The following is a 14,969-nucleotide window of genomic DNA, read 5'->3' as shown; positions in this document are numbered from 1 at the left end:
TTTTTTGGAGAATATGTTAGAATCGATAGACGCTTATAAGTATGAATTAGAAGGTAGGAAATATACGTTGAAGAAATCAAATCAATTTGCCCTATATATATTAATGTTCAATATGTTTATTGCAACGGCTGGAATCGGCTTAGTTATTCCGGTAATGCCTCAATATTTACAAACGTTCGGTGTTGCAGGTCAAGCACTTGGATTTATTATTGCCTCCTTCGCTCTAGGACAATTTTTATTTTCACCTTTAGCTGGAGATTTATCGGATTCGCTTGGACGAAAAAAACTTATTATAATGGGATTAGTCATCTTTTCAGCTTCACAATTGTGGTTTGGGCTTGCAACTCATGAATGGATGCTTTATGTTGCACGTTTTATTAGCGGTATTGGGGGAGCTTTCTTAATTCCGGCAACCATGGCATTTGTTGCGGACCTCACAACGATTGAAACTCGTGGACGAGGAATGGGCTTAATAGGTGCCTCGATGTCACTTGGTTTTATGATCGGACCTGCTTTAGGTGGATTTTTGGCGAAAGTTAGTTTAACCTTCCCATTTTATATGGCATCTTTAGTTGCATTCCTTTCTGCAATTATCTCTTTTTTCATTTTACCCGATATTAAAAATGCAGTTTCAGCAATTGCTCATGATAAGAAAAAACGTGATAATATATTAGTTCAAATGAAAAGATCGGTTAAAACACCTTACTTTATCATGTTAATCATCATTTTCGTTTTCTCATTTGGTATTGCCAATTTCCAAACAACCTTTTCTTTGTATGTGAATCATAAATATGACTACACACCACAAGATATTGCGATTGTTTTAACAGTTGGAGGATTTATCGGAGTTATTGTCCAATCGATCGTTATAGGTAAGTTATTTAAACGTTTTGGTGAGTTAAATGTTATTTTAGTGAACTTATTTGTAGCTGCTCTAGCACTTTTACTTTTCTTCCTAGTGAATGGTTTCTGGCTTGTATTAGTCGTAGCGGCTACCTTTTCGACTGCGACTACCCTTATCCGCCCTTCAGTTAATACCGTTGTTTCTAAGTTAGCAGGAGATGAACAAGGGTTTGCTGCAGGTATGAATAATGCTTATATGAGTTTGGGTAATATGATCGGCCCAGCACTTGCTGGAATGTTTTTCGATATTAACATCAACCTTCCGTTTATGGTTGGTTCGGTTATTTTACTATGTGCTTGGGGTGTAACAATCGTTTGGATAAAGAAGAAAAGACCAGTTATTTAACACATTTAGAAAAGTGCAAGCATCCTAAGTACATCCGGTCTTTACTATTTTCAGAGTGCTTTGGACGAAACATTAGCTACACTATTAACGAAGACTTTTTGGAGGATCTGGAATGGACTACGTCACTTCCAGATCCTTTCTTTTCGGTAATCTTTTGGCGGATGTTTGTCCGTCACTCTCTTGATATTTGTAAAGACACGGTGCATTTGGTTTGGTTAATGAGAGATTAGAAGCTTTCCTATTCTTTTAAAAGTGGCCTAAGAGTCAATTTCGTCCGCTCATCGCTTCTTTATCAATGGATGCTATCTATTTCTTTTAATGCAAAGCTAACTAATTAGAAATCGCTTTTTAGAATTCAAGAGCTGCATAACCTGGGGATTTATTTACACTTTATGGCACTTCGAGACCAATTTACCCTAAAGCGAGACCAATTGCTCTAGACCCTAGACTAATTGGAAAGGACTGAAAAAATAGCGTGTGGAATGAAGCTATAAATGATCTCCTAAAAAAGTTAGCGCAACTAAAAACAATATGAATTAACATTTCTAACATACACGGTTTACAAAACTTCTTGTTCGTTTAGAAAACTGGTAGTGAAAAAATTTCACTACCAGTTTTTTTATCGTTTCTTTTTCTCTTTAACAAGCTTTTCAACATTGCTTGTTGCGGTTACAGTTTCTATCAATTCCTTCTTCGTTCTATACAAAGGTGCAAGTAGTTGTCTAAAACCAAATCTTCTAATGGTGATATCAATAAAAAACAATAGTATTGCTGGTAAAACGAGTTCTTGCTGTATTGGTTGCTTTTCGGAGCTTACTAGATGAATTGGACGGAATGCCTCCGAAGCATCTGTAAGCACTTTTCCACCTGTCCGACTAGCTATTAACTCTAACTTACTCGTATTCGGCTTTTGCAACTTATACTCTTCACTATACGGAATCGAAATACCAGCTTGATACACTGCATCTTGTTCATTTGAAACCCGAAAGAATACAAGTCCCGGCTCACTGTCAATTGTCACACGAGATTTTCCTGGAGCAAGAGGCTCTGTAGTAACAGGCAATACTTCCCCTTTTTCATTCACAACGGCTACTTCGATAAACGATGATTTACCAGATGGATCAGTTACTGTATAACTACCATCATTCGCTTTTTGAATCATAAAAGGAACTTCACTATATGCTGGTAATAATCGTGAAACTGCAGTGTTCCAAAAATCCCCCCAATTTTTCCATCTTGCAAAGTCACCACTCCACTCCCCTGTAGAATCTGAAGTAAAAGCAATGGTTCTTCCTAATCCATACATCCATTCGACGAGTACCGGATCTTCTTTCTCACTTTCTGCTATTACAGATGCCGTTTGTTTTGGAGTAGTTGCAATATAGGCGTTCATCTGTGGAACACCATCTGCAAATAAGCTAGTCCATGTTGGATCACCGTAAATAATGGGATAGAACGGATTATCTTCAATATATGTGCGAGATATCATCGCAGTCTCCGTCGCCATAATAGCAGGAATGGTTGATTCATCCGCGACATCATAGAAGGTCCCCGCTCCCATTTCCGCTAAACTTTCCAGTAATCTTCTGTCCGCATCTTGACCGACTGCCACAGTTGAAATAGTTATATTGTCTTTAGCACCTTCTTCTATTAACGTTTGGTAATCACTATTTGTATAAGACTGCCCATCCGTCAATAAAATCACATGCTTCCGCTGAAGCTTTAATGGCGCTAAGCGCTCATATGCAAGTGCAAGCCCAGGGTAAATTTCCGTTCCTCCTCCAACTCCAACAGATAAAATAGTATCTAGTGCTTCTTCTTTATTGGATAATGGCGCTGCTTCAATAATTTCCCAAGGACGATCATCAAACGCTATAAATCCTAGCGTATCTCCTTCTCGAAGCATTTCAACTGAACGTGCTGCCGCTTCCTTTGCATATTCAAATTTAGAACCACTCATACTTCCTGAACGGTCTATAACAATTACTAACCCAAGAGTAGGAAGCTGATGCTTTCCTTTAATCTCCATTTCAACAGGTAATAACTTTTCGATAGGAGTTTTAAAATATCCACCTAAACCAAAGCTGTTTTTCCCTCCAACCATCATAAAACCAACACCAAAATTTTTCACTGCTTGTTCGATGACCGTCATTTTTTGTTCTCCAACTTCATGGCCAGGAACATTATCAAAAATAATCGCGTCATATGCTAAATAATTGGATAAATCAAACGGGAGCGCGGTTGCGTCAATTACGTCTGTTTGAATTGCTGCTTGATCAATAACCGTCGGAATATTGGAATGCTTCCCATCATGAGTCACTACCAATACCTTTGGAGAGCTTTCTACATTTGTTACGCTCGTTAACTTATTGTTTTCAATTAATCCGTCACCAGGGACAATTATTTGTACTTCATACTTTAATAGCCCTTCTCCAGTAGATGCGTTTCGAAAAGTAAAGCTATTTGCACCTTTTTCCAGCGATACTTGTTCACGGGATATTAGCTGATCATTTTGATAAAGAAGAAGTTCGCCTTTTGTATCGGTAGTCGCTTCCAATTTAACGTTTAGCTGCTGTTGTTCCCCTTCAAACGCAATTGGAGGCGTTTCAAATGAAGTGACTGCAACATCTTCCGAAACAATTCTCTCTAATTGCACGACATCAATTGTTACATTTCCACCTGCAATTTTCACAAGCTCATCTGCAACAGATCCACTGGTTTCTAATCCATCCGAAAACAGGACAATCCGAGTTGCTTTATTGGGCTCTATTATTCCTGTAGAGAGCTGCAATGCTCTTGCTATATTTGTGTTTCCAGGAACTTTCATTGGCGAAAAAGCCGGTAAATTTAGCTCACCAGAAGTTAAAGCAACTTCTGTTTGAAAGTCTTCTGCAAATGTATACACTCCGACGAGGTGCGAAACCTTCCGAGAAGATAAGCTTTTTTCTATCCATTCAACTACTTGTTGATCCGTTCCTTGAACAGACGCAGAACGATCGACTAAAAAGAGAACTTGCTCTTCTTTAATTGGCAATAAAAGATAAGGATTCGTTAAGCTTAGGACTAAACAGAAAATAGCTAGAAGACGAATAAAAAATACTACCTTTCCTTCTATTCGAAAAATCTTTTTATCTTTTCTCCATGTCCAAATAAAATACATAAGAATTGGAACAAGTAACAATAGCCATAGTGGTTGGTTAATTCGTAAATCCACGTCGTCTTTGCACCTCCCACTCTATGACAAATAATAACAACAATACTATTAATAGATAAGGAACAAACGAAAGCTGACTATAATTTTCTTTCGATTCTAACTGTTGCCCATTTAATTTGTAAGACGTTCCCTTTGCAATTTCTTTTTCTTTTTGAGATAAAGTAACGACAAAGTTTTTTTCTACATCTTTTGAACGAAGTACATATAAACCAGGTTTTTTTGGCGCAATAAATGCTCCACCATTTTCAATAGAATATTCATAGGAATCGTCCAACGTATAAATATCCCATTCATTCGTAGCACTTCCAAGAGATAATGGTTTTGGCTCATTTGGTGAAAAAGTACCTAAATACTTATTTCCAGCAGAAAGCTGTTCTTTCACACTCCACATAAAAAGAGGAAACGATGGGCTTAGCGGCCAATCTGTCATTTGAATATCTGAGAGTACGATAATATCTCCACGCGGAGAAATTTGTATAAATGGTTCTTCTCCTATAGTTGCAATTGTTGTAAAGTCATCTATTGGTGGGTAAACAGCACTTACATAAATATCGGATAAATTAGCAAAAGAAAATAGGGCATGCTCTGTTGTTTGTACTACCCCATTTACCTCTTTAGCTGAAGCATCATTTCTTCCGATGAATACAGAAGGACGTTCCAATTGATCAACCATTTCTAATTGATTGGTTACGATAATACCTTCTTCCTTTAATAATCCTACTTGCTCAGTAGGAACGCTGCTAACTTCTATATCCATCGATTGAAATGCAGTCCTGACAAGTGAATGCATAGAAGAATCGATAAACACTTTTGATAATTGATCTTGCATAAATACAGTCATGGAATTATCCAAAGAATATTGATCAGTTATATTAATGGATGCTCTTAAAAAGGATGATTCCGATAGCTTATTAAATGACAATGTTATAGTTTCATATGGTGGTATCGTTAAACTCTCTTTTACCAATTCACTCTGTTCATTCGAAAGAAGTAGTTCTGTTACTTGTTCTTTATTAGATTGATTATCTAGTTGAATTAGTGCAGAAATTCCATTATTTGTTTTCGTTGCTCCAAATCGTTTAATAGATACGTTTGATACTTCCGTTGTTAATCCCTTCACATTCCAGCTTACATTTTCATATTGCAATGGTAGGGACTGACGATCTAGATTATCCGTAAAAATATAAACGGATGTACTTTTATTTTGAAAAAAGGATTGAGCAAGATCTAATGATTTCAACATATTTTCATCTTCGTAGCTTACTTCCAGGCTATCAATCTGACTTTTAATTTGATTGATATTTGTCTCTTGACGCATAATAACTGTCGGCTGATCTCCTGTAGTAATGATCGTTAAAGGCTTTCCTGATAACTCATCCACAAGATATAACATTTCTTTTTTATGTTGATTGAATAGTGTGGAATCATTTGTTTCCACTTCCATCGTTGCTGAAGTATCTACAATAAACACAATTTGCTCACCATCAAGTCCCTTTGTTTTCCAATATGGTTGAAGTAAGGCCAAAACAAGTAAAATCATTGCAAGCATTTGTAAATAAAATAAAGCATTCCGTTGCAAATGTTGCAAATAAGGTGATGCCTTTGTTTCCTTCATCACTTCCTGCCAAAAAAGAGTAGAAGAAACAGCCTGCTTTATATACTTTTTTCGAAAGAAATAGTAAAGCAATACAGCTATTGGAAAAATGGCTGTCCATAAAAATGGTAATTGATTAAACCCCAAATATTTTCACCTCATTGCACCCAATTTGCACGTAATAGTTGATGAAATAGAACATGCGAAATACCGTCGTTAGCATTCACTTGAAGTAGTCTCACTCCGAACTTACTACATAATAACTCAAGACCTGTTTGGTGGAATTTTCTTTCTCGTTCATACTTTTCAATTACTCGGGAAGACATCGATACATTTAATAAATTTGACGTTTCCACATCTTGTAATTGCACATCCCCTGTATAGGATGGTGCTAGCTCATCAGTTGTTATTACTTGTAAAATGCGAATGTCTCCTGCAAATCTAGGGAGTTTTTGAAGCAATTTTTCCCAAGATTCAAGGCTTTCTAAGCAGTCCGTTATGATAAATAGTACCGTACTATCTTTTGGTAAAAATGAAATTGTATTGTTGGAAAATGATTGTGTCATGTTAGGCTCTTTTAAATCAGAGATAGTTTGGGTAAAGGCCTTTCGGTAAGTGGCCCCCTTACGTCTAAATGGAGGGGACTTTTCATCAGTAACTGCCGAAAAAGATAAACGGTCATCTCTTTGCAATACGAGAATTCCAAGAGATACAGCAAGTTGTTTAGAAAATGTCCATTTCAATTTTTCACCCATTGATTTTGTAGAATCGAGTAAAATATGTACTCGCATTTCTTGTTCATCTAAAAATCTTTTAATAAAATACTTGTCTGTTCGAGCATATACATTCCAATCAATTTGGCGTACATCATCACCAGGACTGTACTCTCTAAAATCTGAAAAATCGAGTGCTGTCCCAAATCGAGCAGAACGATGGGATCCTTTATGCTGCCCGCGAAGCTTGGATTTGGTAGAAATGGATAGTCGACTTAATTTTCCAACCCAATCTTTTGGTACCAATGGATTTGTACTCATACGATTTGCCCTTGTTTAATCGTTTGTAAAATTAAATCCACCATTTCATCCGCTGTTTTCCCCTCTGCTTCTCCTTCGTAATTAAGTAATAAACGATGTCTAAGTACAGGTTTTGCAACAGACTTAATATCCGCAATCGACACATGATAGCGTCCAGCAACTAAAGCACGTGCTTTCGCAAGTTTTATCAAGCTTAGTAAGCCCCGAGGACCACTTCCATATTGAACATATTGTGCAATTTCTGGAATAGCGGAAGCTTCTGGATGCGTAGCTGAAATAATTTCTACAGCATACTCCAACATATCATTTGCGATTAATACTTCTTTTACCATTTGCTGAGCATGCACAATTTCTTCCGAATGCATCATTTTATTTAATACAATGGACTGTCCACCTGTCGTTCGCTTTGTAATTTCCATCAGTTCTGCTTTTGTTGGATATGAAACGAGAATTTTGCAAAGGAAACGGTCCATTTGTGCTTCTGGTAATGGATATGTCCCTTCCATTTCAATTGGATTTTGTGTAGCAAGTACAAAGAATGGTTTATCCATTTGCTTCGTTTCACCGAGCACGGTAACCGTTTTTTCTCCCATTGCTTCTAATAGTGCACTTTGTGTTTTCGGTGTTGCACGATTTATTTCATCCGCTAAAACCATTTGACTAAATATAGGCCCTTTTTGAAAGGTGAATTGTTGTTTACCGTTTTCTAAACGTTCAATCATACTCGTTCCGGTAATATCGGATGGCATTAAATCTGGAGTGAATTGAATTCGTGAGAAAGATAAATCAAGCACTTCGGATATAGTTCGAATAAGCATCGTCTTACCAAGACCAGGTAAACCTTCTAGAAGAGCATGACCATCTGCTAAAACACAGTAGATCGAAAACTCCACTGCTTCTTTTTGGCCAACGATAAAATGACCGATTTCCATACGAACTTCTTCTAAACGTTTACTCATATTGACATAATCTTCTGTTGTAAAAGTCATAAGCTTCCTCCATTATTCCTTATTCTCAACTGATGAAAAATAATTTTGAATGAGCCGCTGTAGGTCAGTTGGTAACTGCATTCTCTCGGAGCTTTTTAAATAGGAATCCGAATATTCGTTCACTACTTCTCCATACGGCTTAGCCGAACCACGAGTCACTGGTACCTCACCAGGTTGTTGACTTGCAGCTTCCCCTTCCCCAAGTTTTCCTCCATCTACAGTTGTTTCACTAGTTCCTCCAATTCTTGAAGGAATGGAAAGCAAGTCCCGACCACCAGATCCTTTACCTGCTCCTTGCCCTTGCCCTTGCCCTTTGCCTTGGCCATTTCCTGATCCTTGACCTTTCCCTTGGCTCTGACCTTTTTCACCATTCCCTTTACTTTCACCAGAGTCAGCTTCTTCTTCTTTTCCAGCCTCCGATTTTCCCGAATTGCTTTTATCATTATTAGTTGAGATCGAATTTCCTTGAGCTATCTGGCTCGCAGTAAAGGGGAATGATTTGCCCATTTTACTTAGCGCAGTTTGAATAGAAGAGGCACTCTTCGCTAAAGTATTGTTTACCTCCTCTAACGAAGCTAATTCTTTTTGTTCCTCTGCTGTTAAAGAGGAATCAGTGGAACCTTCTTGTTCCGAAAGTTCTTTCTTTTTTTCTAGTTTCTGTTCTTTTAAAGCCAATTCTTTTTGCTTTTTTACTACTTCACGTAATGCCTCTACCGCCGTATCTACTTCTTTTAGTTTTTCTTTTAATTCCTTCAAATCTTTCTTTATAGACTCTGCTAATTGCTTTTTTTCTTGCTTTTCTATTTCTTTTTTCATTTCATTGACAATTTGATGTTCTTTTTCAATGTCTTTCGCTTCTAATTGGGTTGCTGCAGGAAATGCAGACAAAACAAGTACAACAGTAAAAGCAAGTACACATCCTAAAATCCATTTAGGCTGGAAATAATGTTTTTCACGTTGTTTAAATTTCCCAAATGCTTCTTTGCTTTCTAGCTCTGTCTTTTCTAGCAACCCTTTTGCAAGCGCAGATTTTTCAGGAAGAAAAGATAGAGCAGTTACGAATATATTATCTGGAAAAAAGGAATCTAACTTTTGTAAAGCATATTCTTTCGAAGGCCTTATCCAAAATGCATATAAAAACACTGCTACAAAACCTATAACTCCAACAATTACTGCAGTTCGGATATAGTATGGAAATATAAATAAGCGAGAAACAAGTAGAATAGCCGCTGCAGAAGAAAAGCCAACAAACAATGCCGCTTGAAGCATTCGTATGTAATGCTCGATGGCAAGTTTAAGCCTAGCTTTTTGAACAAATCGTATAAGCTTATGGGGACTACTCATCTTAAATTCCTCCTCATCTTGTACGTTTCATATTAACGCGCAGCTTTTTCACGGCAATAAAGATAGTTAATATAGTTACGCAAGCATAAAAAATCGTATATCCTGCCCAAATTGGAAAGTCTACTAGTGTAGATTGACTAATAAAACTATCTGATCCTTGAGAAATAAGAGTAAGCATTAAAACTATCGGATTAATACTTGCAAAAAAGTGACCAATTGGCGATGAAGTGAGTGTTCCAGTTACCATACTATTCATCCCTGTTATGACCAGATAAATAAAACCGGTAACAGCAGTTAGGAAAATCATTGTTCCATACGTTGCAATCATTGCTACAATCGTTTTACGAATAATCGTGGAATACATAATTCCTATCCCGCCAATAGCAAGCATTGTTAAAAAGAAGAATAAGAAAATGATTCCAAGCTGACTTGGAGATACTCCACCAAAAAGGAAAACTAAACTATAAATAGGTAGGCCAGCCACTAATAACAAAAGAAGAAATGCAATAGACGACGTTAATTTTCCCATAATGATTTGAAACGAAGTTTGAGACGTTGTTAGTAAAATGTTTAATGTTTGTTTCTCACGCTCCGTACTAATGGCACCTGCCGTTAAGCCTGGGGTAATAAAGAGAATAAGCCCTAGTTGAATATACGTCAGCATAGCAAACATCAAAAAGCTTTGTTCTGGGCGGAAATAACCAGTACCTGTAAAGGATGTAGTAAGCATAATAAAGCCAAAAACAAAAATACACATCGCAATTAAATAAAAAAGAATCCCAGTAAAGCTTTTAAGCGAACGAAAGCGTAATTTAATCTCTTTTTTTAATACCGGATTTGAAAAGGATGGTTTCATTTTATTTCGCCCCTCTCGTAATTTCCATAAAGACATCTTCAAGGTTGGTTTCTGCTTCTGAGAAAGAAATAACCCTTAAGTTATGCTCCAAAGCTTTCTTCAATAAGTTAATTTGATCGTCTTCCGTACCACGATAATTGAAAGTAATACTATTTTTATCAGGCTGAATTTCTACCTTAGACGCAAAAGGATCTTCTTCAAAAAATGTTGTTGCATGTTCTAATAATCCTTTTATTTTTACGGAAATTTGCCTTTCACCTGCAAGTTGGGCTTGAATCTCCGAAACCGAACCATGTGCAATTAGTCTCCCGCCGTCGATTACTCCAATTTCATCGCACATTTCTGCAAGCTCTGGCAGTATATGCGAAGAGATTAAAATCGTTTTCCCCATATCTTTTAATTGCCTTAAAATATCCCTCATTTCCACTCGTGCGCGAGGATCAAGTCCAGAAGCAGGTTCATCCAGTATTAATACTTTGGGATCATGTATGAGTGCACGCGCCAAACATAAACGTTGTTTCATACCACGTGATAACAGATCAACGTATTCATAGCGCTTATGTGTTAAGTTAACAAGCTCTAATAATTGAGGTATTAAATTTTCTCTTTCAGATTCCGATAAACCATAACTTGCACCATAGAAATCTAAATACTCATTTGCTTTTAATTGATCATAAACACCAAAAAAGTCTGGCATATAGCCAATTTGCTTGCGTACTTCATGCGCTTCCGTTTTCACACTTTTCCCATTAACAAAAGCATCTCCAGCAGTTGGCTGTAAAAGAGTTGCTAAGATTGAAAATGTAGTAGACTTGCCTGCTCCATTTGCCCCAACAAATCCAAATACTGTTCCTTCATTTAACGTGAGGTTTAAATCATTCAAAGCATAAAAGGAACCGTATTTTTTCGTTAATCCTTTAATCTCAATCATTATTTAACCTCCCCTTTTAAACGAATCTCTGGAAGTCTAGTAAAGGAATCACCTTGAACAGACTTTTTACGCAATTTGTAATATATTTCTCCTGTATCATTAATATAGTCCCCAATATTTTCAGTTAATGTATAACGACTTACATCTATTTCTTCGAACGCTTGTGTTGCAATATTCCAAATGTCGATTGTATGCGAACTAAGATCTGTATTCGCTATTTGTAATTGAGTCCATATTACCTTATCTGTAGGAATTGTATCAGGAATTTTCCAATATACATTATATTCTCCATCTTCTAAATTCCACTCTAAATTACTATTTTCAACTGGTTGCATATACTTTCCATAAGAGTCGGTTTGTACATTCACTGTAAACGTAGTTGCCGGTAGTACAAAATCACCTGCAAAAGTGGTCTCTGCTTTAAATGGTTGAATGATTAAATGAAGTGCAGACATTTCTACTTTTTTATTTTTCAATTCAATTGGGATTATATTATCTTCTGAAAATGCAGTTACCGCCGGGCTAGTTCCTAGTTGGCTAAACATTTGGCTAGAAGAAAATAACGATTGTTTTCTTTGATCGATTAAATCGTCTAGATTTGTGACAGGCATACCATAATTTCGATTTATATATGGATTAGAAGTAGGCGTTAACATGACAGAGCCCAATTCTTTATTCACTTCTATTTTTCCCCCAGGTTGAAGATCTCCTAGTTTAATCAATTTACTACCCGACCATATGGATACGTCTTTTAGAGCGAAAGGAAAATCATTTTGAACTGTTCCAATTACTTTACTTGCTTCTACACGAAGATTTACTGCAAAATTCCCTATATCTTGAAGATGTGCATCTCCTAAAAAAGAGGATACAGACCAGTAACCTACATCTCTAAAATTTAACACATTATTTGTTGCATGCTTTTCTAGAATGACTTTTTCATGTAAATTAGGTGATTGCCCAGTGAACGAATTCATATTTCTTTGAGCAACCATTGCAGTAGATGTAGGTGCTTCAAAAGAAAACTCTCCACTTTTGTTACTTAAAAGTGATTCTACATAATAACCATTCAAACTTTTATCTTCATTGACATATAGAAACGAAGATTGCTGAACTTGTGGGCGTGCAATACGATCCTTAGCCCCGTAGCCGAATATTGCAGCTGATGCAATAATAGCTGTTAGCGGAATTATACCCCATGCATATTCTCGTTTGTCTTTTCTTTTCAATACGAAATACAATAATGGCCCAACTAAAATCATATAAACTACAACAATACCAATCATTAATGGTGTTGATACTTTAAACGAATTGAATAAGGAATTTGTATTTCCTAATTCATACACCAGTTGATCTTTTCCATTGTATCCATACATATTTGAAGGATTTTGCACTTTAACATACTGCAGAATAGTAGATAGCAAGTCGCCATATACTGGGTCTTTTGCTAAAGGTTCATCCCCAAGTGAAAACGTTGTTTGGATGATCGTACCACTACCTATTTGTTTCTTTGCAGCTAATATCGTTCCATCTAGACCAAATATTTGTGTAGCACCTTCGTTCAACGAAGCATTATAGACTTTTAAATCATTTGATAATAAATTTTTCGCAGTAAAAGCACTAACTTTTTTTGGATCTAACGATTGAGTCCCTGTTTGTAGTGTCAGCGGTAAAAACTCTCCAAGCTTTCCAAGTTCTGCAGTTGTATTATCAGAAGCCCCAATTACAATAACTCCCCCCATACTCACATAATCAAGAAGTGCTTGCTGTTGTTTCTCTGCTAAATCTGCCAGAACAAATTCATCGATTATTATGTAATCAGCCATTTGCCATGCTTTTGCTTCACTAGGTAATGTAAAATTACTCAGTTGAGCTACGTGGACTACTTCAGCATTTACTTGATTCTTTTGTTTAATTTGACTAAGAACTTTTAATCGATCTGCACTATTTGTTAATGTAAAGTAAAAAATAGTAGCTGGGTCAAGAAAACTTGCTCTCAAATTTTTGGTTCCTTGATAATCGATTGATTTTCCTTTTTTCCATCCACCTTGGTAAAAGTGGATTAACTGGACATTCGACCCTTGATACATATAGTCTTCGGTCAATCCCGATGCAGCTATTTGAATTGTCTTTGTCTCTCCTGCTCCAATTTCAAAAGGGATTGCTTGTGCATTTCCGAGATTATATGACTCCGAAATATCGAGCACGATATCCCCCGAAAAAGCATCCCCTTTATTTTCCACAGTAATCGTGATTGGCAGCCCTTCCCCATATTTAGCTTTGCCATTAAAGCCTGCCGTTGCTTTTACTTGCAAGTTAGGAGCTGCTAGAGCATCAATTGTCGGTAATAATGTGAAGTATATTAATAGTGCTGTTAAAAACAACGAAAACTTTCGGATAAACATATATAGTCCTCCCTTATCTTTATATGTATTAGTACGTTAATTTCAATTGGAAGTTCCTTTCTATAATGGTTATTGAAACTCTTTTGCGTGTTTATTAACAATTTTAACAAACGCATCTACTTGAGGAAGTTCAAATGCTGCATCGTAACCGATTAACCAAGTATCCCTCGTTAACTCAAATTGCTCTTCTTGATTTGTTAAAGGTATTTTGTGTACATCTTCATGACCATTCAGTGTAATAGATGGAAGAATTGCATAACCAATTCCATTTAACGCCATTTGTTTGCATGTTTCGATTTGGTCTACAATTATTTGTCTTTTTGGATTAGTAGAAAAATGTTTTTGCCACCATTGTTGAATTTCTTGATAATAGTTCGAGTCACTTTTAAATTGAATAAACGGCTTTTCTGTCGTTAACACGTCTTCGACAGAAGTCATCTCTTTATCTACCAAGTAAAGTGTATCTCTAAAAAGATGTGTTTTCGTTCCCTTCCAATCCGTTTGTCCGCGCACAATTCCAATATGTGCTTCTCCATCATAAAGAGATTTTACAATTTCAGAGCTCCATCCAGTAAGAAGTGAAATTTTCGCTTCAGGATACGTTTGTACAAAATCCTTTAATACTTTAGGTAACCAATTTTGTCCAACTATAGAGGCACAGGCAATTTTTAAAGTTCCATGTACTTTGGACGTTAACGATTGAATGCTCTCTAATACTTCTTCTTTTTGCAAAATCAGGTTATTTGCAAACTCGATCACAAGCTCCCCAGCTGGCGTAGGAGTTAACCCTTTTTGTGAACGCAAGAAAAGTTTCGCGTTCCAATCTTTTTCAATCGTTTGTAAGCGTAATGAAAGAGCTGGCTGAGATAAAAAAAGTCGCTCTGCTGCTTTTCGCATATTTTGTTCTTCCGCCAATATTTTAATAATTAGGAAATCCGAAGTCATATTTATGCTCCCTTCTTTTTAGGTATTCCAAGTACAAAGGTCAATTAATATTTGTTTCCAGGTCAGTTGATTAGCCAAAGATGACCAGTAAATTACCGCATAATTTTATCAATGCAGCATCTATATAAACTAGCATCCCTTTTATTAAAGTGAGCAAAGACCTCATTGTTTGTATAATGCGTCTTAAGAAAGTTACCGCTAGGATTTTCGCTGCAGGTCGGACGCTTTCCGTGGGGCATCTGTCTCACTCATCCCACAGGAGTCGCCGCCCTTTCGCTACAATCCAAAAGAGACTTGTTAACTATTCAGTAATGTTACACAACGGCAAAATTATCCACTTTGCTTACCCGGATATTATCACCCAATAAATAATGCGAAACATACGGAGGATTTTCAATTGATACTTATAAT

General features: G+C 36.6%; 10 protein-coding genes. 1 reads left to right on the top strand and 9 read right to left on the bottom strand.

What is annotated here, in order from left to right; all coding sequences use genetic code 11:
* The first annotated feature begins 13 nt into the window (after positions 1 to 13).
* Positions 14 to 1,249 (top strand): MFS transporter, encoded by a 1,236-nt coding sequence (locus tag ACEPXG_RS05460; protein ID WP_391208263.1) that lies wholly within the window; start codon positions 14 to 16, stop codon positions 1,247 to 1,249.
* A gap of 619 nt (positions 1,250 to 1,868) precedes the next feature.
* Here the strand turns inward: ACEPXG_RS05460 and ACEPXG_RS05455 are convergent.
* From ACEPXG_RS05455 to ACEPXG_RS05415, 9 genes are all read right to left on the bottom strand, one after another.
* Entirely contained in the window at positions 1,869 to 4,463 is a 2,595-nt protein-coding gene (locus tag ACEPXG_RS05455) for a VWA domain-containing protein (RefSeq protein WP_391208261.1), read from the bottom strand.
* Positions 4,447 to 6,204: a vWA domain-containing protein gene (locus tag ACEPXG_RS05450; protein WP_391208259.1), complete on the bottom strand. Its 1,758-nt coding sequence runs from the start codon at positions 6,202 to 6,204 to the stop codon at positions 4,447 to 4,449. The genes ACEPXG_RS05455 and ACEPXG_RS05450 overlap by 17 nt, the downstream gene beginning before the upstream one ends.
* 11 nt (positions 6,205 to 6,215) lie before the next feature.
* Entirely contained in the window at positions 6,216 to 7,091 is an 876-nt protein-coding gene (locus ACEPXG_RS05445) for a DUF58 domain-containing protein (protein ID WP_391208258.1), read from the bottom strand.
* Positions 7,088 to 8,080, bottom strand: coding sequence for an AAA family ATPase (locus tag ACEPXG_RS05440; protein WP_391208256.1), 993 nt, complete (start codon positions 8,078 to 8,080; stop codon positions 7,088 to 7,090). The genes ACEPXG_RS05445 and ACEPXG_RS05440 overlap by 4 nt, the downstream gene beginning before the upstream one ends.
* A 12-nt stretch (positions 8,081 to 8,092) precedes the next feature.
* The gene (locus ACEPXG_RS05435) at positions 8,093 to 9,424 is read right to left on the bottom strand and encodes a hypothetical protein (protein ID WP_391208255.1); all 1,332 of its coding nucleotides are present in this window, start codon (positions 9,422 to 9,424) and stop codon (positions 8,093 to 8,095) included.
* Between the two features lie 13 nt (positions 9,425 to 9,437).
* Entirely contained in the window at positions 9,438 to 10,280 is an 843-nt protein-coding gene (locus ACEPXG_RS05430; protein WP_391208253.1) for an ABC transporter permease, read from the bottom strand.
* A 1-nt stretch (position 10,281) separates the two neighbouring features.
* Complete coding sequence (locus ACEPXG_RS05425; RefSeq protein WP_391208251.1) at positions 10,282 to 11,211, bottom strand: ATP-binding cassette domain-containing protein; 930 nt, start codon at positions 11,209 to 11,211, stop codon at positions 10,282 to 10,284.
* Positions 11,211 to 13,613 (bottom strand): hypothetical protein, encoded by a 2,403-nt coding sequence (locus tag ACEPXG_RS05420; RefSeq protein ID WP_391208249.1) that lies wholly within the window; start codon positions 13,611 to 13,613, stop codon positions 11,211 to 11,213. Before ACEPXG_RS05420 ends, ACEPXG_RS05425 begins: the two co-directional genes overlap by 1 nt.
* A gap of 69 nt (positions 13,614 to 13,682) precedes the next feature.
* Complete coding sequence (locus ACEPXG_RS05415) at positions 13,683 to 14,558, bottom strand: LysR family transcriptional regulator (RefSeq protein WP_391208247.1); 876 nt, start codon at positions 14,556 to 14,558, stop codon at positions 13,683 to 13,685.
* Positions 14,559 to 14,969: the final 411 nt, after the last annotated feature.

This window comes from Psychrobacillus sp. L4 (assembly GCF_042944905.1).
Lineage (GTDB): Bacteria > Bacillota > Bacilli > Bacillales_A > Planococcaceae > Psychrobacillus.
This window is presented reverse-complemented; position numbering and strand designations above follow the sequence as displayed.

What these genes read in the sequence shown, in the direction of transcription:
- ACEPXG_RS05435 (WP_391208255.1), bottom strand. Translation starts at nt 9,424, where the DNA reads ATGAGTAGTCCCCATAAGCTTATACGATTTGTTCAAAAAGCTAGGCTT.
- ACEPXG_RS05425 (WP_391208251.1), bottom strand. Translation starts at nt 11,211, where the DNA reads ATGATTGAGATTAAAGGATTAACGAAAAAATACGGTTCCTTTTATGCT.
- ACEPXG_RS05460 (WP_391208263.1), top strand. Translation starts at nt 14, where the DNA reads ATGTTAGAATCGATAGACGCTTATAAGTATGAATTAGAAGGTAGGAAA.
- ACEPXG_RS05430 (WP_391208253.1), bottom strand. Translation starts at nt 10,280, where the DNA reads ATGAAACCATCCTTTTCAAATCCGGTATTAAAAAAAGAGATTAAATTA.
- ACEPXG_RS05415 (WP_391208247.1), bottom strand. Translation starts at nt 14,558, where the DNA reads ATGACTTCGGATTTCCTAATTATTAAAATATTGGCGGAAGAACAAAAT.
- ACEPXG_RS05440 (WP_391208256.1), bottom strand. Translation starts at nt 8,080, where the DNA reads ATGACTTTTACAACAGAAGATTATGTCAATATGAGTAAACGTTTAGAA.
- ACEPXG_RS05420 (WP_391208249.1), bottom strand. Translation starts at nt 13,613, where the DNA reads ATGTTTATCCGAAAGTTTTCGTTGTTTTTAACAGCACTATTAATATAC.
- ACEPXG_RS05445 (WP_391208258.1), bottom strand. Translation starts at nt 7,091, where the DNA reads ATGAGTACAAATCCATTGGTACCAAAAGATTGGGTTGGAAAATTAAGT.